Source organism: Acidaminococcus timonensis, assembly GCF_900106585.1.
GTDB lineage: Bacteria > Bacillota > Negativicutes > Acidaminococcales > Acidaminococcaceae > Acidaminococcus > Acidaminococcus timonensis.
This window is the reverse complement of sequence record NZ_FNWH01000005.1, coordinates 171,686-194,666: the sequence shown is the minus strand read 5'-3', so window position 1 is coordinate 194,666 and position 22,981 is coordinate 171,686. Positions and strand designations below refer to the sequence as shown.

Genomic DNA, 22,981 nt, shown 5'->3' with positions numbered 1-22,981 from the left:
TCATGGATAAAGCAACGGAATATCTGCAGGCGGCCCAGCTGCGGCCTGTAGGGGAGGCAGCGCTGATGGTTTCCTTCGGCAATACCATCGACCCGGAAATCCTGCGCTGCGCCCGGGCTCTTGTAACAGAACTGGAACAGCACCCCTTTCCGGGGCTGCTGGAATTTGAAGCTTCCTATACGGGGGTGACGATTTTCTACGATCCGCTGGTGCTTGCACGGTCTTCGGCCCTGCCGGAAGATCACAGGCTGTCCAGAGGGTATCGGGAAGCCGCGGCCAAAGTGAAAAAACTATTGGATGGAATTCATTTTACCGCTGAAAAGGAACGGGCCAGGATCCGGATCCCGGTTTGCTATGGGGGCGACTATGGGCCCGACCTGCAGGAAGTGGCCGATTATCACCACATGACGCCGGAGGAAGTGGTGAAGATCCACACCGGTGGGGATTATCTGGTATATATGATCGGGTTCGCTCCCGGGTTTCCCTATGTGGGCGGTCTGCCACCTGAAATTGCCACGCCACGGAAAAAAACGCCCCGTCTGGTCATTCCGGCAGGTTCCGTGGGAATCGCCGGTTCCCAGACAGGGGCTTATCCCCTGGAAACCCCCGGCGGCTGGCAGCTGATTGGGCGGACACCCCTTGCTCTGTTCCGGCCCTGGGATCTGGACCATCCCAGCCTGCTCCAGGCTGGCGACCGTCTGGAATTCTACAGCATCACACCCAAAGAATATGAAGCAATGGCTGCCAAAGAGAAAGAAGGTGCCGTCAAATGAAGATCCAGGTGAAAAAAGGCGGCCCTTTGACCACGTTACAGGATCAGGGACGGTATGGGTTCCAGAAATTCGGCGTCCTGGTCAGTGGCGCCATGGATCTGTTCAGCCTGAAGCTGGGCAATATCCTGGTGGGCAATGAGGAAAAGGAAGCGGCACTGGAAATGACCATGAGCGGGCCCTTCCTGAAAGTCCCGGCTGGTTTGGTGTTTGCCCTGACCGGCGCAGATCTGAGTGCCAAACTGGGGGGCAAATCGGTTCCCCTGAATCGGGCCATTTATGTCAAAGAAGATACGACTCTTTCCTTTGGCTTTGCGGCGCAGGGAGCCCGGGGCTATCTGAGTGTGGCCGGCGGCTTTCGCGTCCCTCTTGTGATGAACAGCAAAAGTACCTATCTGCGGGCCAAGCTGGGCGGCTTCCATGGGGCTCCTCTTCAGGATGGAGCCGAGCTGGAAACGGGGGACCTGTCAGCAGCGCAGGAAAAACTGGCTGCGGCACTTTCCAGGCAGAGCGGGAAGCCCTTCTGTACCATGGGATGGTCCATCCCGGACGGCAATCTCTTTGCCGGGGATCCCATCCGGGTGACCCAGGGACTGCAGGCGGACTGGTTCGACAACAAAACCCTGTATGCGTTCCTGGAAAACCCTTACACCATTACGGCCCAGTCGGACCGGATGGGATATCGGCTCAGCGGCACACCGCTCCATTATAAGGACAGCAGCCTGGAAATGATCTCGGAACCGGTGACTTTTGGTTCCATCCAGGTACCGGCGGACGGAAACCCCATCATCCTGATGGCGGACCGGCAGACCACCGGCGGATATCCCAAGATCGCCCAGGTCATCCAGGCTGATCTGCCCCGGCTGGCCCAGATGAAGCCGGGACAGAAGATCTACTTCGAACCGGTGACACTGACCGCTGCGGAACAGGCACTGGAACGGCAGGCCCAGTTCCTGTCCGATGCGGAAAGGATGGTCAAACGATAAAAAAGCAGGAAAATGCGTTCCGGCATTGAATAAGTATCATTGTGTCAGTGTCGGAAGAAGGGAAAAGGACTGGCGCCACGGGGTGCCGGTCCTTTTTGTGGATAAGGAGGCTGCAAGCATGGATGTACAGCAATACTTGAAAGACATGGAAACCCTGGTGAATATGGATTCCTTCAGCACGTACCCGGAAGGCACGGCCCGGGTGGCAGCCTGGATCAAAGACCGCCTGGACAGGGCGGGCTGGACCACGGAACTGATTCCTGTGGGAGACGCTGTGGGACCCTGCCTGAAAGCGGTCTGGGGCAATCCGGATCATTATGATGTGATCCTGCTGGGACATATGGATACGGTGTTTCCGATGGGTACCGTCCGGGAACGGCCTTTCTCCATCGAAGGAGATCATTATAAGGGACCGGGCTCTGCCGATATGAAATGCGGGGACCTGTTCATGGTGTACCTGGCAGAAATCCTCGCTGCGGAAAAAGCACCGGGCAGTGTATGTCTGCTGTTCAATCCGGATGAGGAAATCAGTTCCCGGTATTCCCGTCCTGTGATCGAACGGGAAGCCCGAAAGGCGGATCATGCCCTGATCATGGAAAGTGCCCGTCCCAATGGGGATCTGGTGAATGAACGGAAGGGAATCTGCAAGTATACCATCACCTTTGAAGGCATAGCCTCCCATGCAGGGGTGAACCCCGACAAGGGGGCCAGTGCCATCAATGAGTTCATCCGTTGGGGTGAAAAGCTCATCGCCCTGGCCGATCGGCAGGCGGGGACCACGCTGAACATCGGTCTGGTGCAGGGCGGTACGGCAGCCAATGTGGTAGCAGCCCAATGCCGGTGTGTGGTGGATGTACGGATCCAAAAAAGCAGTGAAGGAGAACGGATCGACCGGGCCCTGCGGGAATTGGAAGCCCATCCCTTCGATGCCCGGGTGAAAGTCACGGTGGATGGGGGCATGGCCCGGCCTCCCATGATGCCTACGGAAAAGTCCCTGGCGTTCTGCCGCCTGGCCGATCGGATCGGGGCAGAGCAGGGCGTTGCCTTTCACTGGCAGGCGGCCGGTGGCGGCAGTGACGGCAACTTTACCTCCGCCCTGGGGGTACCCACACTGGATGGACTGGGCCCTGTAGGCGGCAACGGCCATGCCGTGACGGAATATGGAGAAATCAGCAGTCTGGAACCGCGCTTCCGGTTTCTGGAAGCGCTGGTAAAAGCGGTTTTGACAAAATAGGAGAAAGGTGGAAGAACATGCGGGATACGTCCCTGGTTTATTTGCTGGATGGACAGAATCGGATCCTGCTGGGCCGGAAACGGCGCGGTATGGGTGTGGGCAAGTGGAATGGCTTCGGCGGCAAAATCGAAGACGGGGAAACCATGCGCCAGTGTGCAGTACGGGAATTGCGGGAGGAAAGCGGCATCCAGGTGAGACCGGAAGATCTGGAACTGATGGCCGATCTGTATTTCGACCAGCCTTCTGACGGAAGCTGGTCCCATGGAGGCATGGTGTATTTTGCCCGGAAATGGGCGGGAGAACCCCGGTTGTCGGAAGAGATGGAGCCCCGCTGGTTCAGCCTGGAGGAACTGCCCTATGACGAAATGTGGCAGGCGGATCGGATCTGGCTGCCGGCTCTGCTGGACGGGAAGCAGCTGCGGGGGACCATCCTGTTCGGCCCCGATGGGGACCAGGTCATCCATTCTCTGTTCCAGGAGGTCCATCTTGATTCCGCAAAATGACTGGCCCAGGCTGCTCCTCCACTGGTTCGATGCCCACAGACGGGAACTGCCCTGGCGGGAAACCCATCCCCGCAATCCATACCATGTCTGGGTTTCTGAAATCATGCTCCAGCAGACCCGTACGGAAACCGTGAAAGATTATTTCTGCCGCTGGATGGAGCAGTTTCCCACCCTGCAGGATCTGGCCCAGGCGTCGGAAGAACAGATCCTTCGGGCCTGGCAGGGGCTGGGGTATTACAGCCGCGCCCGGAATCTGCATAAGGCGGCCCGGCAGGTGATGGTGGAATACGGCGGGACAATGCCCCGGGATGCCAAAACCCTGCAGAGCCTGCCCGGTATCGGTGCCTATACAGCAGGAGCCATCGCTTCCATGGCCTTCGGGCAGAAGGTTCCGGCGGTGGATGGGAACCTGCTCCGGGTGCTGGCCCGGCTCTACGGGGTGGATCAGGATATCACCTCTACGGCCGGCAAGAGGACCCTGACCGGTTTGGCAGAAACGTCCATCCCGGAAGACCGCCCGGGAGATTTCAACGAAGCCATGATGGACCTGGGAGCGAATATATGCATTCCGAAACATCCTCGCTGCGGGCAGTGCCCTCTCATAGAACAGTGCCGGGCTTATCAGGAAAAGCGGACGGAACAGTTGCCGGTGAAGCGGCCTAAAGCACCCCAGAAAGAATTTGCTGCTGCCTGCGGCCTGATGATCAGGGAAGGAAAATTCCTGCTGCACAAACGGCCTGCCAAGGGGATGCTTGCGTCTATGTGGGAATTCCCCATGGTGCTGGAGGAGACGGAAAAAGAAGCTCGGCAGGGTCTGGATGAACTGCTGCAGGGCAAAACAGGAGAGGTTCTCTGGGAACACAAGCATGTCTTCACCCACCAGATCTGGACGATGAAGGCGTATGTACTGAAAGAAGGAATTGTACCGGAAGGAGAGTATGCGTTCTTCAGCCCGGAGGAGTGGGAACAGGTCCCCCTGGCAGGACCCCATGCAAAACTGGCAGCTTTTTTGAAAAAAGGTGTTGACAGCAAGGAGAGAGTTTGATATTATATACAAGCTTTCTCTTTGAGAGAGCGCTGACAAATCAAAGAATTTGGAACAGCTTAAAAAAGTTGTTGACAAATTCCAAAAGATTTGTTAATATAATTAAGCTGTCAGTTGACAGCAAGGGTGAACCTTGAAAACTAAATATTGTTGACAGATGTGCGGGTCAAGTCACTTTTAGTGATGAGATCGAGTCACCTGGATGAAAACCAGGTTAAAAAATCAAAGCTAGTATTTGAGAGCCAAGCGGCTCTTCAAAATAATCTATTTTGGAGAGTTTGATCCTGGCTCAGGACGAACGCTGGCGGCGTGCTTAACACATGCAAGTCGAACGGAGAATTTGCTTCGGTGAATTCTTAGTGGCGAACGGGTGAGTAACGCGTAGGCAACCTGCCCTCTGGTTGGGGACAACATTCCGAAAGGGATGCTAATACCGAATGTGCTCCCGCCTCCGCATGGAGGCGGGAGGAAAGATGGCCTCTACTTGTAAGCTATCGCCAGAAGATGGGCCTGCGTCTGATTAGCTAGTAGGTGGGGTAACGGCTCACCTAGGCGATGATCAGTAGCCGGTCTGAGAGGATGAACGGCCACATTGGGACTGAGACACGGCCCAAACTCCTACGGGAGGCAGCAGTGGGGAATCTTCCGCAATGGACGAAAGTCTGACGGAGCAACGCCGCGTGAGTGATGAAGGTCTTCGGATTGTAAAACTCTGTTGTCAGGGACGAATGTACTGATCTACAATACATTTCGGTATTGACGGTACCTGACGAGGAAGCCACGGCTAACTACGTGCCAGCAGCCGCGGTAATACGTAGGTGGCAAGCGTTGTCCGGAATTATTGGGCGTAAAGAGCATGTAGGCGGGCTTTTAAGTCCGACGTGAAAATGCGGGGCTTAACCCCGTATGGCGTTGGATACTGGAAGTCTTGAGTGCAGGAGAGGAAAGGGGAATTCCCAGTGTAGCGGTGAAATGCGTAGATATTGGGAGGAACACCAGTGGCGAAGGCGCCTTTCTGGACTGTGTCTGACGCTGAGATGCGAAAGCCAGGGTAGCAAACGGGATTAGATACCCCGGTAGTCCTGGCCGTAAACGATGGGTACTAGGTGTAGGAGGTATCGACCCCTTCTGTGCCGGAGTTAACGCAATAAGTACCCCGCCTGGGGACTACGATCGCAAGATTGAAACTCAAAGGAATTGACGGGGGCCCGCACAAGCGGTGGAGTATGTGGTTTAATTCGACGCAACGCGAAGAACCTTACCAAGGCTTGACATTGAGTGAAAGACTTAGAGATAAGTCCCTCTCTTCGGAGACACGAAAACAGGTGGTGCATGGCTGTCGTCAGCTCGTGTCGTGAGATGTTGGGTTAAGTCCCGCAACGAGCGCAACCCTTATCCTATGTTACCAGCACGTTATGGTGGGGACTCATAGGAGACTGCCAGGGATAACCTGGAGGAAGGCGGGGATGACGTCAAGTCATCATGCCCCTTATGTCTTGGGCTACACACGTACTACAATGGTCGGCAACAAAGGGCAGCGAAGCCGCGAGGTGGAGCAAATCCCAGAAACCCGACCCCAGTTCGGATCGCAGGCTGCAACCCGCCTGCGTGAAGTTGGAATCGCTAGTAATCGCAGGTCAGCATACTGCGGTGAATACGTTCCCGGGCCTTGTACACACCGCCCGTCACACCACGAAAGTTGGTAACACCCGAAGCCGGTGAGATAACCTTTTAGGAGTCAGCTGTCTAAGGTGGGGCCGATGATTGGGGTGAAGTCGTAACAAGGTAGCCGTTCGAGAACGAGCGGCTGGATCACCTCCTTTCTATGGAGAACCGAAGGAGCCCGAGGGCTTGCTTCTATTCTCGTCGACGCACATCTGTCATAACAATATTTGGTTCTCAGGGCTCGTCCCTGAAGCATGAACCTTGAAAACTTCATAGAAGAGACAAAACAAAGTCTTATCCGATGTGATGATCGGATAAGCACCTCTGATCTAAATGCGAATTTAGAAACGAGTAACGAGAACTAGGAACACAGCAATGTGTCTTTAGTAATTGAGAACCGGGACCAAAGATATATGATATCTAAGGTTCACAAGCTCGCGAAGAGAAATTGGATGGATCCAAGGAACGGCGAGCATGGCGAGGGAGATTATACATCTGGTATNATCGACCGAGCTACGCGGAGACGTGACGCAGGAGACGCCAATTTATCGAAGCGAGGAAGTCAAGCTACTAAGGGCATACGGTGGATGCCTAGGCACTAAGAGCCGATGAAGGACGTGGTAAGCTGCGAAAAGCTACGGGGAGCCGCAAGCAGGCTTTGATCCGCAGATGTCCGAATGGGGAAACCCACCATCCGTTATGGGATGGTATCCTACGGGAGGGGAACCCGGTGAACTGAAACATCTAAGTAGCCGGAGGAGGAGAAATCAAACGAGATGCCCACAGTAGCGGCGAGCGAAGAGGGCAGAGCCTAAACCAGAGAACTTCGGTTCTCTGGGGTTACGGACTGGCATAAACCGAGTCAGGCCTAGCCGAATCATCTGGAAAGATGAGCCACAGACCGTGATAGCCGGGTAGGCGAAAGGCAGAGCAAGGGGGCCAGTATCCAGAGTACCGCGAAGCACGAGGAATTTTGCGGGAAGTCGGGGGGACCACCCTCCAAGGCTAAACACTCCTTAGTGACCGATAGCGCATAGTACCGTGAGGGAAAGGTGAAAAGAACCGCGGGAGCGGAGTGAAATAGAACCTGAAACCGTATGTCTACAAGCAGTCGGAGCGCAAGCGACGGCGTGCCTATTGAAGAATGAGCCAACGAGTTACGGGCACCAGCGAGGTTAAGCAGGAAATGCGGAGCCGTAGGGAAACCGAGTCTGAACAGGGCGAATAGTTGGTGTTCGTAGACCCGAAACTGTAGTGATCTACCCATGATCAGGTTGAAGCACGGGTAAAATCGTGTGGAGGACCGAACCGGTGAGTGTTGAAAAACTTTCGGATGAATCGTGGGTAGCGGTGAAATTCCAATCGAACGCAGAGATAGCTGGTTCTCCTCGAAATAGCTTTAGGGCTAGCCTCAGGCAGTAAGCGTAGGCGGTAGAGCACTGATCGGGATAGGGACTGTAATGGTTACCGAACCCTGTCAAACTACGAATGGTTACGCTGCAGAGCCTGGGAGTCAGACTGTGAGAGATAAGTCCCATAGTCAAAAGGGAAACAGCCCAGACCATCAGCTAAGGTCCCCAATGCCATACTAAGTGGAAAAGGATGTGGGGTCTCATAAACAACCAGGATGTTGGCTCAGAAGCAGCCACCATTTAAAGAGTGCGTAATAGCTCACTGGTCGAGAGGCCCTGCGCCGAAGATTCCCGGGGCTAAAGTATGGAACCGAAGCTATGGATACATACGCAAGTATGTGTGGTAGAGGAGCGTTCCCATCGGGCTGAAGTCGTTCTGGAAGGAACGGTGGACTGGTGGGAAGTGAGAATGTTGGCATGAGTAGCGAAAAGAATGGTGAGAATCCATTCCACCGAAAGCATAAGGATTCCTGAGCAACGATCGTCGTCTCAGGGTAAGTCGGGACCTAATCCGAGGCAAAGAGCGTAGGAGATGGACAACTGGTTGATATTCCAGTACCGGCAGTGATCGTTTGAACGATGGAGTGACGCAGGAAGGCAGGTCCGCACGAGATTGGTAGATCGTGTGCAAGCGCATAGGCTGGTCATCAGGCAAATCCGGTGACTGAGGCTGAGGCGTGATGCGGAGGGAACTTGTTCCCGAAGGGATTGAGCCTACGCTGCCGAGAAAAGCTTCTAGTGAGAAAGCTGCCGCCCGTACCGTAAACCGACACAGGTATGCGGGGAGAGAATCCTAAGGTGCGCGGGAGAACCCTCGTTAAGGAACTCGGCAAAATGTACCCGTAACTTCGGGATAAGGGTAGCCACAAAGGTGAAGGGACTTGCTCCTGGAGCCCGGTGTGGTCGCAGAGAAGAGGCCCAAGCGACTGTTAACCAGAAACACAGGTGCCTGCGAAAGAGAAATCTGATGTATAGGTGCTGACACCTGCCCAGTGCTGGAAGGTTAAAGAAGGATGTCCGGGTTCGACCCAAAGCATTCGACTGAAGCCCCAGTGAACGGCGGCCGTAACTATAACGGTCCTAAGGTAGCGAAATTCCTTGTCGGGTAAGTTCCGACCCGCACGAAAGGTGTAACGATTTGGGCACTGTCTCAACGAGGGACCCGGTGAAATTGAAATACCTGTGAAGATGCAGGTTACCCGCGACTGGACAGAAAGACCCCATGGAGCTTTACTGTAACCTAATATTGGGTTCTGATATTTGATGCACAGGATAGGTGGGAGGCATGGAAGGCAGTCCTCTGGGATTGCCCGAGCCGCTGTTGGGATACCACCCTTCAACTATCGGGATTCTAACCGTGCGAGTAACGATCGCCGGGACAGTGTTAGGCGGGCAGTTTGACTGGGGCGGTCGCCTCCCAAAGTGTAACGGAGGCGCCCAAAGGTTCCCTCAGCGCGGACGGAAACCGCGCGGCGAGTGCAAAGGCAGAAGGGAGCTTGACTGCGAGCCAAACACGGCGAGCAGGTACGAAAGTAGGGCTTAGTGATCCGGTGGCATCCAAGTGGAAGGGCCATCGCTCAACGGATAAAAGCTACCCTGGGGATAACAGGCTAATCTCTCCCAAGAGTCCATATCGACGGGGAGGTTTGGCACCTCGATGTCGGCTCATCACATCCTGGGGCTGAAGTCGGTCCCAAGGGCTGGGCTGTTCGCCCATTAAAGTGGTACGTGAGCTGGGTTCAGAACGTCGTGAGACAGTTCGGTCCCTATCCATCGCGGGCGCAAGAGATTTGAAGGGGGCTGCTCCTAGTACGAGAGGACCGGAGTGGACGGACCGCTGGTGTACCAATTATCCCGCCAGGGGTATAGTTGGGTAGCTACGTCCGGAACGGATAAACGCTGAAAGCATCTAAGCGTGAAACCATCCTTAAGATGAGATCTCTCACAGCGTAAGCTGGTAAGACACCTGGAAGATTACCAGGTTGATAGGCAGGGTGTGGAAGCGTAGCAATACGTTAAGCTGACCTGTACTAATATGTCGAGGGCTTGACTTAAACCGAGTCTAGTCAATAGACAAAAGAATGTCTCTTCATGAAGTTTTGAAGGCTCATGCCTTCAACAGAAAATCCGGTGGTGATAGCTAAGGGGATCCACCTGTTCCCATGCCGAACACAGTAGTTAAGCCCTTATACGCCGAAAGTACTCGAGTGGAAACGCTCCGGGAGGATAGGGAGCTGCCGGTTAAGTGAGAAAGAGCATCGCAGACGCGATGCTCTTTCTTTTTGCTAGAATGGTCCGTTATGCATTTTCTTACAGGAACAGCCCGGCTCCCGGTCCTACGGGCAGACCCAACAGGATCCAAATGCCCATGAGGATGCTCCAGGAAATCAGGAAGGTAATGGAATAGGGTAGCATCATGGAGATCAGGGTCCCCAGCCCGGCGTCCTCCTTGTATTTCTGCATGAACACCACAATCATGGCGAAATAGCTCATCAGCGGGGTGATGATGTTGGTGGAGGAATCACCGATTCGATAGGCTACCTGGGTGAGTGCTGGAGACAGCCCCAGGCGGTACATCATGGGAACGAAAATGGGTGCCATAATGGCCCATTTGGCAGAAGCGGATCCCATGAACAGGTTCAGGAACGCCGAAAGGAAGATGAAGAGGATGATCAGGGGCAGACCGGTGAGCCCGGCAGCTTCCAGTGCATCTGCCCCTTTGAAGGAGACGATGATCCCCAGGTTGGTCTTCCCAAAGTACGCGATGAACTGAGAAGCGAAAAAGGCCAGGACCATGTATCCTCCCAGTGATTTCATGGCTGTGGTCATGGCGGTTACCAAATCATGGGAGGTCTTGATCTTTCCCACGATTTTCCCATACACCAGGCCGGGAATCAGGAACAGCAACAGGATGGCAGGAATCAGCCCGTTGTGCATGAAAGTCTTCAAAGTGTATTGGCCGGTGGCTTTTTCCAGGGTCTGGAATACGGCTTTGTCCGGGAACATCAGCAGCGCCATGAGGATTACGTATGCCAGCAGTGCCAGGGTGGCCCATTTCAGTCCTTTGTTTTCCAACGGGGTTACAGGCTGATTGTCCGGTTGATAGACCCCAGTGTACGTGCCCAGGTTCTTTTCCACGATCCGATCGGTGACAAAGGTCCCCACGATGGTGAGCAGGATGGTGGACGCCGCCAGGAAGTACCAGTTGCAGGTGGGGTCCAGGATCATGTCGATTCCGGCTGCAATCAGGGCCTGGTTGGTGATGCCGGTGAGCAGAGGATCCGTGGTGCCAATCAGCAGATTGGCAGAAAAACCGCCGGAAACTCCGGCAAAGGCGGCTGCCATACCGGCCAGGGGATGGCGACCCGCCATGGCGAAAATCATTGCGCCGATGGGGACTACGATGACATAGCCTGCGTCAGAAGCAATGTTGGACATGACACCGGCAAAAACCACAATGGGTGTCAGGAAACGGGGATTGGCATTCATCAGCAGTTTCTTCAGGGAGGTGTTGAACAGACCGGACCATTCGGCCACGCCCACACCCAGCATGGCAACCAGTACGGTGCCCAGGGGTGCAAAGCCTGTATAGTTTTTGGTGGCAGAATCGAACATGTATCGGAGTCCGTCGGCATTCAGCAGGGATACCGCTTTTTTGGTGACTTCCGCTTTGGCCCGGGCGTCAAAATAGGTCACGGTCATGCCTTGTGATGCAGCCAGGTGGGAGATCAGGATCACGATCAGGGAAAGGATGAAGAAAAGGATCGCCGGGTGGGGCAGCTTGTTGCCGATGATTTCCACGCCTTTCAGGAAACCTCCGATTTCCTGGGGATTTTTCTTCTTGATTTCTTGGGTCATGGATGGTGCCTCCTTTTGGTGATGGACTGGATGTGAATGGGACATGAATTGACGATAAGCATAACAGACCGAATTCTATGACTATTGTAACAAAAAGTAAAAAGAAAAGATAGTCAAAAAACAAAATTGTCTGTTAATAGGAGACAATAATACAGAAGAATTAAAAAATTAAGTGGAAAATCAATTTCTGTTAATTTTTGCCATGGTTTGTGCTATAATCATAGAATAACATGCAGTGTACCTGCAGAAAGGATGAAATACCATGGATGACAAGAATCCCAATAAGCAATCCAAACATATACGGATGTATTATATCGCGGCCATTCTGCTGATCCTGATCATCAATACGGTCATCAGCCCCATGTTCTTCCAGCCCAAGGTCCATGAAGTGAGTTACACCAATTTCCTGAGCATGGTGGATGAGGGCAAGGCCAAAAAAGTGGAAATCACCAAGGACAGGATCGCTCTGCTGTGCAATGACAGTGACAACAAAGAGCAGATCTATGTGACGGGCCGGGTGGATGATCCGGAGCTGGTGAGCCGTCTGGTCAAGGCCAAGGTGGAATTCTCCCAGGTGATTCCCAAGCAGGAATCGCCCATTGTCAGCTTCTTTAACAACTGGATTCTGCCTTTCCTGGTCTTTATGGTCATCGGGCAGCTGCTCATGCGGTATCTGGGCCCTAAAATCGGTGGCGGCAATATGATGAGCTTCGGCAAGAGCAATGCCAAGGTGTACATTGCCTCCCAAACCGGCGTTACCTTCAAGGATGTGGCCGGACAGGACGAAGCCAAGGAAGCTCTGCAGGAAATCGTCAACTACCTGCACAATCCTTCCAAATACAAGGCCATCGGTGCGGTCATGCCCAAAGGCGTTCTGCTGGTGGGACCTCCCGGGACTGGTAAGACCCTGCTGGCCAAGGCCGTAGCCGGGGAAGCCAAAGTCCCCTTCTTCTCCATTTCCGGTTCCGAGTTCATTGAAATGTTCGTAGGCATGGGGGCTGCCCGTGTCCGGGATCTGTTCAAGCAGGCCCAGGAAAAGGCCCCCTGCATCGTATTCATCGATGAAATCGATGCCATCGGCAAAAAGAGAGACAATGGTTCCTTTGGCAGCAACGACGAACGGGAACAGACGCTGAACCAGCTGCTTTCTGAAATGGATGGGTTCGACGGCAGCAAGGGTGTGATCATCCTGGCTGCCACCAACCGTCCGGAAGTGCTGGATAAGGCCCTGTTGCGTCCGGGCCGTTTCGACCGCCGGGTACCGGTAGAGCTGCCCGACCTCCAGGGCCGGGAAGCCATCCTGAAGGTCCATTCCCATGATGTGAAAATGGATCCTCATGTGGATTTCCATACCATTGCCCTGGCTACCAGTGGTGCCTCCGGTGCTGAGCTGGCCAACATCGTCAATGAAGCGGCCCTGCGGGCAGTGCGTATGGGCCGTAACGAAGTCATCCAGGAAGATCTGGAGGAAAGCGTGGAAGTGGTCATCGCCGGGGCCCAGCGGAAGGGTGCCGTGATTTCTCAGGAGGAAAAGAAAGTCATCGCCTATCACGAAATCGGTCATGCCCTGGTTGCCGCTTCCCAGAAGGATTCGGCACCGGTCCATAAGATTACCATCATCCCCCGTACGTCCGGAGCCCTGGGTTACACCATGCAGGTGGATACCCAGGAAAAGGTGCTCATGAGCAAGGAGGAACTGTATAACAAGATCGTGACCCTGACCGGTGGACGGTCTGCTGAAGAAGTGGTCTTCAATCTGGTGACCAGTGGTGCTTCCAATGATATCGAGCAGGCCACCAAACTGGCCCGGGCTATGATCACCCGGTTCGGCATGACGGACGAATTCGACATGGTGGCACTGGAAACAGTGAACAATGCGTACCTGAGCGGTGACACTTCCCTGTCCTGTGCGCCGGAAACTGCCGCCAAGATCGATGAGGCGGTGTTTGCTGTGGTGAAAAAGGCTCACAAACAGGCACGTGCCATCCTGGAAGCCCATAGGGATAAGATGGATGAGCTGGCCCAGTATCTGCTGAAGAAGGAAACCATCACCGGCGATGAATTTATGGCCATTCTCCATGGGACCATGAAGCAGGATGAACCGGAAACGGTGGAAACCACGGCAACCTCTGCGGAACCGGAAAGTACGACTCAGGCATAAAAATAACAGGGAGAGGAGCTGTGGAAAAGATCCATGGCTCCTTGCTTTTGCCGGCATCTGCCGGCTTCCATCGGTTATTGCCGGTGAGGGAGTGTGGAACATCTTTTCACACTCCTTTTTTGATTTTTTGTCTTTTTATGGTATAATGAATATCCTACAAAGCTGTACATTTTCAAGAAATAGGATGAGAATTATGGAAACACGCACGAAACCCTGGAAACAGGGAAAAAGCATATTCGACTATATCAAGAGCAACCTGGATGCTGAGGGCTTCTTTACCAAAGAAAACCTGGAAGACAGGGCCATCGTAGCGGGGGATAACGAAGCTCTGCTGGAACCGGGGGCGGCGGACGCCTTCCTGGCCAGCAACAGCCAGGCGGAGGAGGCTGCCGGTTCCGTGGGTATCCAGATTTATCAGGTGCTGCAGGCCTATGCGGAAGATCCTACCCCGGAAAATGCTACCATGCTGTACATGGGGATATCTTCCACCCCCTGCATCCTCTATTATGAGAGCCTGGTGGATCAGCTTTCCGAGCAGCGGATTCCCCAGCCGCTGTGGGAACTGGCACGGGAATGGCTTTATGAAGCTTCCAGCCGGGAAACGGTGAAACTGGCCATTGTGATCTGCGGGTTGTATATGCTGAACGAGCAGGATCTGGTGGTGAACTGGCAGCTGAAGAAAGATCTCCTGGTGCTGGCCCGTTGCGAAGAATTCACCAGTTTCGTGATCTATGCCCTGGAACTGTGCCATCAGTTGGACCAGAAGGACCTGTGGGATATGCTGCAGCACACCATGGGCTGGGGCAAGCTGTGCGCCATGCAGGCCTATCCGTTCGATAAACCGGAGGACCAGGCCTGGCTGGTGGTCCATGGCTGTGACCTGACCATCAATTATCCGGCAGTGTCCCTGCTGATTTTTTCCAAAGTGGATATTCCGGCTCTGCTGAAGGAACCCCATCTGGAACATCCCATGTTCCAGGGCATCAGCCATCTGCTGCTGAACTATCTGGCATTTCTGCTGGGCTTCCAGCAGCTGGGTATCTCCGGGGAGGAAAAGCTGCCGGTGGTGGATCTGTTCGATCTTATGCAGAAGTTCCTGCGTCATGCCAGAGAGTACCATACGGACCTGATGGATGCGGCGGCTCTCATCAATATGGCAGAAGGTCTGCGGACCATGGTGGACGATGAATGCTGGGATTATCTGTCCATGAACCAGTGCCACCTTCTGATCAGTGACCTGGAATCCCTGGTATTTGCCACGGACTGGCTGCCACAGATCAAGGCCAATCTGCTGGAAAAAGACGGCCGGGTGAATCTGATCGTGGTCCATATGGCCTATGCATTGGACCTGGATATCCACAGGGAATTGTGGGCGCTGTTGAAGGCGGATCCCTCGCGGACGGAACTGTATGGGTTCCTGCTGGATACGGATGACAAACGCCGGTTCAATCGGGTGATGAAATTCGCCCGGGAACATGCGGATGAATATTTATCGGAAGAATACGTAATGGAGCCGCTGCTGGAAGCGCTCGGGGAGCATCCGGGGGAGGGAGAGGACCTGCTGGAAAAGGCCCTGACGTCCATCTATGACTCCTGCCGGAGTACGGCGCTGGGCGTACTGGATTCCTGGCCGGATAAGAACTGGTCGCCCCAGATGCGGCTGGCGCTGCTGAAGGCCCGGGAGATGAGCCAGCATCCGCTGTTGAAACTGCGGGTGGATGTACTGCTGAAGAAACGGACCATGGATTTCGCCAGTTTTCTGGATGTAATCCATGAACATCAAAAATAGGCGCTGTGAAAAAATCATTCACAGCGCCTTTATTTCGCTAGCGTCAGCTGGCTTCCATCGGCTAGAGACTAGAGACTAGAGACGGGGTGTGAAAAGCATTTTTTCACACCCCCTGTTTTTATGCGACAGTGATATAAAGGACTTCACAGCCAGGTGGAAGCAGCAGTCCTGCTTTTTCCGGACCGGTGATCACATACAGGGTATCGGCTTTCAGCGGTTGGCCTTCCAGCAGTGCCCCCAGCAGCTGTTTTTCCGTCAGGAAGGGCACATAGACGAAACGATGGGCGGCGGGAGCCAGGAACTGGCTCTTTTTCAGCCGGGCATAGGTGGCGGTGAGGCCCTTCCGGGTCATCACGTTGAAATCGACGGCCCTGCCCACCGAATGGGTATGCCAGGCCCCATCGAAAAAGGCTTCCTCCAGAGGGCCCAAAGTGATCTGTCGATTCCCATCTTCCGGAAAAGTCAGCGTAAAACCGCCTTCCAGAGGGCAGATGATCCGGTTGTAATCCGGTAAAAGGGTGAAATCCGATTCCGGGTCGTCCACGGTGGCAGAACTGATCCGGATCTGGAAATCCCGCCGGGTATAGGAAGAACCTTCGGGAGCAATGTAAAATTCAGTGGTGGTCCCTCCGGACCAGCGGGTGGTCACGGCATGGAAACGGGAAATGGCTTTTAGGGTCATCAGCAGCACCTCCATCGTGCGGTTGCACAGTTTTTCTTTCAGTATAGTAGAAAAACGTACGTCCATAAAGTGTCAAAAAATAAAAATCTCGGAAAAAATTGATTTCAGACGTTTTTTAGGCGAAAAAATCATAATATAATAGCGACAGGGCAAGGAATTGCCTTTCAGCTAATCCAGTATACGATAATAGGACTATGGAGGTGCCCATTATGGCGAAAAAGTTGGTTGAATTTGTACCGAATTTCAGTGAAGGCCGGGATAAGGAAAAGGTTGAAAAGATCGTTGACGAAGCCCGCAAGATCAAAGGGCTGAAAATCCTGGATTACTCCAGCGATCCGGATCATAACCGTTCGGTGGTTACCATCATCGGTTCTCCTGAAGCGGTTACGGAAGCTGCCATCAACATGGCAAAAGTCGCCATCCAGCTGATCGACATGCGGACCCACCATGGTGCTCATCCCCGTTTTGGCGCTGTGGATGTGGTTCCCTTTACGCCTGTCATGGGTGTGACCATGGATGAATGTGTTGCCATTGCCAATGCAGTGGGTAAAGCCTATGGGGAAATGGGCATCCCTGTTTATCTGTATGAAGATGCCTGCACCAAGGAAGCCCGCCGGAACCTGGCTTCTGTCCGCAAGGGCCAGTATGAGGGCTTCTTTGAAAAGATCAAGGATCCGGAATGGAAACCGGATTACGGTCCGGCAGTCATGAATGAAAAATCCGGATGCTCCGCAGTAGGTGCCCGGGTACCGCTGGTTGCCTTTAACGTGAACCTGGATTGCAGTGACAAGGCTGTGGCTGACGCCATTGCCCGGAAAGTCCGGAATATCGGCGGCGGCCTGCATTTTGTCAAGGCTATGGGCGTGAAACTGGAAGAACGGAATCAGGTACAGGTTTCCATGAACCTGGTGAACTATGAAAAGTCCGCCGTGTACCAGGCTTTCGAAATGATCAAGATGGAAGCCCGCCGGTACGGCGTCAATGTAGTGGGCAGTGAAGTTATCGGGACCGTTCCCATGAAGGCACTGCTGATGGCTGCAGAATACTATCTGCAGATCGAAAACTTCAACATGGACGAAATCCTTGAAAAACGCCTGCTGGAACTGGAAGAATAATTCCTTACCCAGAGAGAAGGAGGGACTTTGATGCTGAGTGACATCGAGATTGCGCAAAAGAACGTCATGGAACCCATCAGCAAAATCGCTGACAATCTGGGAATCCTGCCGGAAGAACTGGAACAATATGGCCATTATAAGGCCAAACTGTCTCTGGATGTACTGAAACGGCTGGAAAATAAACCCAATGGGAAACTGGTCCTGGTGACCGCCATTACCCCTACCCCTGCCGGGGAAGGAAAATCCACCACCAGCATCGGCCTGGCCGATGCCCTGCGGAAGATCGGCAAACACCCGGTGGTTGCCCTGCGGGAACCCTCTCTGGGCCCTGTGTTCGGAATCAAGGGCGGCGCTGCCGGCGGTGGCTATGCCCAGGTGGTGCCCATGGACGATATCAACCTGCATTTCACCGGTGATATGCATGCCATCACGGCTGTGAACAACCTGCTGTCCGCCATGATCGACAACCACATCCATCATGGCAACCAGCTGCGGCTCGATGCCCGTCAGATTACCTGGCGCCGGGTCCTGGATATGAACGACCGTGCCCTGCGGAAAGTGGTGGTGGGCCTGGGCGGCAAGGTCAACGGGTTCCCCCGGGAAGATGCTTTCACCATTACGGTGGCTTCTGAAATCATGGCCATCCTGTGCCTGGCCAGAGATCTGGAAGACCTGAAGGCCCGGTTCGGCCGGATCGTCATCGGCAGCGACCTGGACGGCAACCCGGTGTATGTTCACCAGCTGGGCTGCGAAGGCGCTATGGCCATGCTGATGAAGGATGCCATCAAGCCGAACCTGGTCCAGACCCTGGAACATACACCGGCCATCATCCACGGCGGTCCTTTTGCCAATATTGCCCACGGCTGCAATTCCATCCTGGCTACGAAGATGGCCCTGAAACTGGGTGATGTGGCCGTTACGGAAGCCGGCTTCGGGGCTGACCTGGGGGCTGAAAAGTTCATCGACATCAAATGCCATTACGCCGGACTGTATCCGGATGCGGTGGTGGTGGTTGCCACCATCCGTGCCCTGAAGATGCACGGCGGCGTTGCCAAAGCCGATCTGGGCAAGGAAAATGTCAAAGCTCTCAGTGACGGGTTCAGTAACCTGGCCAAACAGGTGGAGAATATGCGGAGCTACGGCCTGCCGGTGCTGGTGGCCATCAACAAGTTCGCTACGGATACGCCGGCTGAAATCGATATGCTGCTGCAGAAATGCGCCAGCTACGGTGTGGAAGTGGCCCTGAACGAAAGCTGGGAAAAGGGCGGCGAAGGTGGCCTGGATATGGCCCGCAAACTGGCCAGGATGCTGGAGGAACAGGCTCCCAGGAAAGTGGAACTGTACGATGTGCAGGATACCATCCCCAACAAGCTGAAGGCCATTGTGACCAAAATCTATGGCGGTGATGGTGTGACCTTTACGCCCAATGCGAAAAAACAGATCAAACAGCTGGAAGAATGGGGTCTGGATAAATTGCCGGTGTGCGTGGCCAAGACCCAGTATTCCCTCAGCGATAACCCGGCTCTCCTGGGGGCTCCCAGCGGGTTCAAGATCAATGTACAGGATGTCCGTGTGTCCAACGGTGCCGGTTTCATCGTCTGCCAGACCAGCAACATCATGGTGATGCCCGGTCTGCCCAAACATCCGGCCGCTCTCAACATGGATATCGACAACAACGGAAAGATTACTGGTTTGTTCTGATACAGGAGGGATACTCCCCATGGAATTGAAGAAACTCACGGTAGAAGGTTTTATCAACGAAACGGCCTCTTCTTCCCCGGCACCCGGGGGCGGCAGCATCGCTGCTTTGAATGCGGCTTCTTCCGCAGCCCTGATTGCCATGGTGGCCCAGCTGACCCTGGGCAAGGAAAAGTATGCCGCTTCCCAGGAAGAAATGCAGGAAGTGGCCGGGAAGGCGGGTGCCTTGAAAGATCAGTTCCTGGCTTTCATCGATGAGGACAGCAGTGCCTTCAACAAGATCATGGCTGCCTTCAAACTGCCCAAGGATACGGATGAGGCCAAAAAGGCCCGCAGTGCTGCCATCCAGGATGCCACCAAGGAAGCGGCTCTGGTTCCTTTCAAAGTGGGACAGACGGCCAATGAGCTGTTTGCCCTGGCCGAAGCAGTGATCCTGCGGGGCAACCCCAATGCGGTGACCGACGGAGCGGTAGCTGCCATGAACGCCCGGGCTGCGGTACGGGGAGCATTCCTGAATGTAAAGATCAATCTGGGCAGCATCAAAGATGCGCTGTTCGTGGAAGATCTGAAGAAACGGATGGCTGAAATCGAAGCCGATGTGGATGCCAGAGAACAGGCTCTGCTGGAAAAAGTAAAACTGTAACGCAAAGAAAAATCGGGACTGCTGTGATTCAGCAGCCCCGATTTTTTGGTTCTTTGTCAAATGTTGGGGTAAGCTCCAATTCATCTACCACACACGGACGTGAGCGATTTTTGCTCACGTCTGTTTTTATTTTAATTTCACCATCGAAAGCAGTAAAATCCGAGAACGGAATCGTTCAAAGTTGCGAAAACCAAATGCTACTCTCTTTAACACCTTAATCTTATTGTTCATTCCTTCCGTAAAACCATTCGAATACGCTTGACTCAATCCTTCCAAAATCTCTGTCTTCCAATCAGTGAACGTCTTTATAACACTCTTGAATTCTTCAACCCCACTTTCTTCGACTAATGATAACCAACGAGATAAGAATGAAGCAACAGCAGACCGTTCTTTCATAGAAAACACCTTAAAGAATGCCTCTTTTAAGGCATAGGCTCTCTGTAATTCTGAAGACTGCTTCAAGATTTCCCGAAGGCTGGCCAGTTCTTCTTCTGTCAGACGATCACCCCTCTTGTTCAAGATATGTTTGTTTCTCTTGAAATAAATTCTTTTTTCGTCGAATAACTTTTGTACATTTTTCCTAACCCGTTCAAGCGCCCAAATGACCAGTCTCTGTATGTGGAATCGGTCACCAATAATTGTTGCACCAGGAAACATCGCTCTGATGACCTTGCGGAAAAGTGACGAAAGGTCCATTACGACAAATTTTACTTTCAATCGCTCTGCTCTTGAAAATTGGCTAAAATAACGAATCAATTCCAGCGCTGTCCTCTTTGGCAAAATATCGAGAGTTTCATGACGCTGAGGGTCATTCACAGCGACCTGGTATCTTTGCCCATGAGCGTTCCCACGAAATTCGTCTAAAGAAAGAACTTCAGGCAGATGGAGAGGCCTTTTAAAAGTAAGTCCATCAAAATACCGGATTACGGTGGAAACAGAGACACCATGGCTTCTGGCAATAGCTTTAAAGCTCGCCAGTTCAGAACAGGCTTGGATGATGCTGTTCTTTACATCGTTAGAACGCCGCTGGTAATGCTCGACGCCAGGAATTTTTTCATAAAATGTCTTATGGCAGCAAGGGCAAAAAAATCTTCTTTTATGAACAATAGCAGAAACAGGATGGGTGTTCCAGTGCCCTAAGAGGACTTTTTGGTCCCGATAGTCCTTAATATGAAGAATTTTATGATGACAGTAGGGGCAACGAGAAGCTGTAGAAGTGAATTCCACGTAAAGGAGGAGGCTGGATCCCAATTTTTCAAATTCTTTTATGGAACCCTTGTTAAGGCCGGACTATAATTGACCTAAAGGGCCGGAAAAAAATGACCCACCTCATACCAAAGTGGATTACCATAATAATAAGCGACCAAACTTGTTAGGAGGTAGTCCAAATGATAGGAAGTGGGCTTATTATGATAATACGCGATAGTGCAAGAAAAGGCAAGAGCGCATATGCTATCGGTAAAGAGCAGAATATTTCCAAGAATACGGCCAAGAAGTATATGCAAGTGGCTACTCTGCCGGAGCAACCTCATAAGCGCGGTTCCATTCTGGATCCCTTTAAGCCGCAGGTCAACCAGATGATGCACGATGGCATATTCAACTGCGTCGTCATCCTGGAGACCTTGCAACAGATGGGTTACACCGGTGGGAAGACCATCATCAAGGATTATGTCCACGTTTTTCGTCCGCCAAAGACCATCCCGGCTGTGCCACGGTATGAAACCGAGCCCGGCAGACAAGCCCAGATGGATTGGGGAATCTGCCAATATTTGGGCACAGATGGCGAATTCCATAAAGTTCCGGCTTTCGTCATGACCCTGGGATACTCCAGGGCCAGGTACGTGGAATTCACAAAGCGGTGTGACCTCAAAAGCCTGGAACGCTGCATCCTGAACGCTTTCGAATATTTCGGCGGAGTTCCTGATGTTGTGCTGACAGACAACATGAAGACAGTTGTCCTGAAACACGAGGCCGGTAAGACCATCTTCCTTCCCGCTTTCGAAAGTTTCTGTGCCGATATGGGCTTCAAGCCTTCCACCTGTAAGGTACGCCGGCCTCAGACGAAAGGGAAGGTGGAACGTTCTGTCCGTTATCTCAAGGAGAATTTCCTGCCTGGAAGACGTTTCACCAATCTGTACGACCTGAACCGTCAGGCTCTTCAATGGTGCCAGCATGTGAACGGCAAGAAGCATGGGACTACAGGGAAAATCCCTCTGCAGGAATTGGCGGCCGAGCATTTGAACCCGCTCCCGCCTCAGGAACTGCGTAACCGTTACCGCTGGGAAGATCGGCGGATTTCCAAAGATGGATTCGTCAGTTTCGATGGTCATCTCTATGGTATAGATTGGCATTACAGCGGCAGAGAAGCCCGGGTCCGGCTGTACCAGAACCATGTACAGGTATTCGTAGATAACCTTCCTGTGGCAGATATACCGCTCTCTGAAGTAAAGGGATATTATGTTCCGCAGCAGGCGCAATACAGCGGATTGGAGGCAAAGGAAGGCATTGCTTACCCTCGAACGGCAGGAATCCAGATGAAAGAGGATGTGGTGAAACGACCTCTAGCCCTTTACGACAGGCTGATGGAGGTGGTATCCAATGCTTGAAGTGGAGCATGCCAGGCAGCTCCTGGCTGAATTCAATATGCCGGAGGCAGCCTGCCAGCTGGATGCCCTTCTGGAAACGGCCGCTGCAAAAGACTCGACTTTTATTTCGTTTCTCGACCAGCTCCTGAGCTTTCAACAGAAGGAACGAACTGAGAAAGCCATCCGGAAAAGGATGAAAGCTGCGCGGATCCCGGCCGTGAAGACCCTGGAGGAATTCGATTTTTCGTTCCAGCCCAGCCTGAATCCGAAACAGCTCCAGGAACTGCGTACACTTGCTTTTGTGGAACGAGGTGAAAATCTGATCCTGCTGGGCCCGCCGGGGGTCGGCAAGACGCACCTGGCCACCGCGTTTGCGGTAGAAACCCTGCACCACGGCAAAACCGCATACTTCATTACGCTAGCCCATCTTATTGAAGATCTGGAAAAGCGTCGGGAAAAAAGGCTGTTGTCCAGGCGCTGCAAATTTTACGCCCGGCCAGATGTCCTGGTGATAGATGAAGTTGGCTATATGCAGCTGAGCCGGCAGCAGGCAGAATTGCTGTTCCAGATTGTCTGTGCCCGCTACGAGCGGGGCACCATAATTATGACCAGCAACAAGTATTTCAGTGACTGGGGTGAACTCATGAGCGATTCAGTGATTGCGACTGCTATCCTGGACCGATTGCTGTACCATGCTCATGTGATAAATATTAGAGGTGAGAGTTACCGGCTGAAAGATCGTCTGCGTGCAGGTTTGAATCCGGCCGTCCCCCAGCCCGGCCTTGGGAAAACCGGCTTTAAGGACTTCCGGCCCTAAGGCAGAAAAAGCATTGAA

15 protein-coding genes and 3 rRNA genes are annotated in these 22,981 nt (G+C 53.3%); 15 read left to right on the top strand and 3 right to left on the bottom strand.

Translation table 11 applies throughout. The annotated features are described in order from the left end of the window. Positions 1-2: 2 nt before the first annotated feature. From pxpB to rrf, 8 genes are all read left to right on the top strand, one after another. A complete protein-coding gene (gene pxpB / locus BQ5462_RS02825) occupies positions 3-773 on the top strand; it encodes a 5-oxoprolinase subunit PxpB (protein ID WP_071141924.1) in 771 nt (256 codons plus the stop codon). Beyond that, complete coding sequence (locus BQ5462_RS02820; RefSeq protein ID WP_071141923.1) at positions 770-1,756, top strand: 5-oxoprolinase subunit C family protein; 987 nt, start codon at positions 770-772, stop codon at positions 1,754-1,756. Before pxpB ends, BQ5462_RS02820 begins: the two co-directional genes overlap by 4 nt. 118 nt (positions 1,757-1,874) lie before the next feature. Continuing rightward, positions 1,875-2,990, top strand: a complete 1,116-nt coding sequence (locus BQ5462_RS02815) for a M20 family metallopeptidase (RefSeq protein ID WP_071141922.1) — start codon at positions 1,875-1,877, stop codon at positions 2,988-2,990. A gap of 17 nt (positions 2,991-3,007) precedes the next feature. Further along, positions 3,008-3,493 carry an 8-oxo-dGTP diphosphatase gene (locus BQ5462_RS02810; protein WP_071141921.1) on the top strand — a complete coding sequence of 162 codons (486 nt, stop codon included), beginning with the start codon at positions 3,008-3,010 and terminating at the stop codon, positions 3,491-3,493. Then, on the top strand, positions 3,477-4,538 hold the full coding sequence (gene mutY / locus BQ5462_RS02805; protein WP_235819557.1) for an A/G-specific adenine glycosylase: 1,062 nt from the start codon (positions 3,477-3,479) through the stop codon (positions 4,536-4,538). Before BQ5462_RS02810 ends, mutY begins: the two co-directional genes overlap by 17 nt. Positions 4,539-4,804: 266 nt before the next feature. After that, positions 4,805-6,361: ribosomal RNA gene (locus BQ5462_RS02800) — 16S ribosomal RNA — on the top strand. A gap of 402 nt (positions 6,362-6,763) precedes the next feature. Next, positions 6,764-9,669, top strand: a 23S ribosomal RNA gene (locus BQ5462_RS02795). Positions 9,670-9,741: 72 nt separating this feature from the next. Continuing rightward, positions 9,742-9,858: ribosomal RNA gene (rrf, locus tag BQ5462_RS02790) — 5S ribosomal RNA — on the top strand. Together the 16S, 23S and 5S rRNA genes form the textbook arrangement of a ribosomal RNA operon. A 67-nt stretch (positions 9,859-9,925) precedes the next feature. On the opposite strand, the gene BQ5462_RS02785 is transcribed toward rrf, so the two are convergent. Next, entirely contained in the window at positions 9,926-11,473 is a 1,548-nt protein-coding gene (locus tag BQ5462_RS02785; RefSeq protein ID WP_071141920.1) for an AbgT family transporter, read from the bottom strand. A gap of 262 nt (positions 11,474-11,735) precedes the next feature. Between BQ5462_RS02785 and ftsH the strand changes: the two genes are divergently transcribed. Together ftsH and BQ5462_RS02775 are read left to right on the top strand one after the other, a co-directional pair. Then, complete coding sequence (gene ftsH / locus BQ5462_RS02780) at positions 11,736-13,634, top strand: ATP-dependent zinc metalloprotease FtsH (protein ID WP_071141919.1); 1,899 nt, start codon at positions 11,736-11,738, stop codon at positions 13,632-13,634. Positions 13,635-13,827: 193 nt separating this feature from the next. Beyond that, positions 13,828-15,423 carry a hypothetical protein gene (locus BQ5462_RS02775; RefSeq protein ID WP_071141918.1) on the top strand — a complete coding sequence of 532 codons (1,596 nt, stop codon included), beginning with the start codon at positions 13,828-13,830 and terminating at the stop codon, positions 15,421-15,423. A gap of 118 nt (positions 15,424-15,541) precedes the next feature. Here the strand turns inward: BQ5462_RS02775 and BQ5462_RS02770 are convergent, their stop codons facing one another. Beyond that, positions 15,542-16,105: a HutD family protein gene (locus tag BQ5462_RS02770; RefSeq protein ID WP_083378046.1), complete on the bottom strand. Its 564-nt coding sequence runs from the start codon at positions 16,103-16,105 to the stop codon at positions 15,542-15,544. A 209-nt stretch (positions 16,106-16,314) separates the two neighbouring features. On the opposite strand from BQ5462_RS02770, the gene ftcD reads away from it, so the two are divergent. From ftcD to BQ5462_RS02755, 3 genes are read left to right on the top strand one after another with little or no spacing between them, the layout of a single operon-like run. Then, positions 16,315-17,220 (top strand): glutamate formimidoyltransferase, encoded by a 906-nt coding sequence (ftcD, locus tag BQ5462_RS02765; protein WP_071141916.1) that lies wholly within the window; start codon positions 16,315-16,317, stop codon positions 17,218-17,220. A 30-nt stretch (positions 17,221-17,250) separates the two neighbouring features. Continuing rightward, complete coding sequence (locus BQ5462_RS02760) at positions 17,251-18,921, top strand: formate--tetrahydrofolate ligase (RefSeq protein WP_071141915.1); 1,671 nt, start codon at positions 17,251-17,253, stop codon at positions 18,919-18,921. A gap of 19 nt (positions 18,922-18,940) precedes the next feature. Beyond that, positions 18,941-19,561, top strand: coding sequence for a cyclodeaminase/cyclohydrolase family protein (locus BQ5462_RS02755; protein WP_071141914.1), 621 nt, complete (start codon positions 18,941-18,943; stop codon positions 19,559-19,561). Between the two features lie 126 nt (positions 19,562-19,687). Here BQ5462_RS02755 and BQ5462_RS02750 read toward each other — a convergent pair whose 3' ends face one another. After that, the gene (locus BQ5462_RS02750; RefSeq protein ID WP_159429665.1) at positions 19,688-20,788 is read right to left on the bottom strand and encodes an ISL3 family transposase; all 1,101 of its coding nucleotides are present in this window, start codon (positions 20,786-20,788) and stop codon (positions 19,688-19,690) included. Between the two features lie 182 nt (positions 20,789-20,970). On the opposite strand from BQ5462_RS02750, the gene istA reads away from it, so the two are divergent. Together istA and istB are read left to right on the top strand one after the other, a co-directional pair. After that, complete coding sequence (istA, locus tag BQ5462_RS02745; protein ID WP_205407907.1) at positions 20,971-22,167, top strand: IS21 family transposase; 1,197 nt, start codon at positions 20,971-20,973, stop codon at positions 22,165-22,167. After that, positions 22,160-22,963, top strand: coding sequence for an IS21-like element helper ATPase IstB (gene istB / locus BQ5462_RS02740; RefSeq protein ID WP_071141508.1), 804 nt, complete (start codon positions 22,160-22,162; stop codon positions 22,961-22,963). The genes istA and istB overlap by 8 nt, the downstream gene beginning before the upstream one ends. Positions 22,964-22,981: the final 18 nt, after the last annotated feature.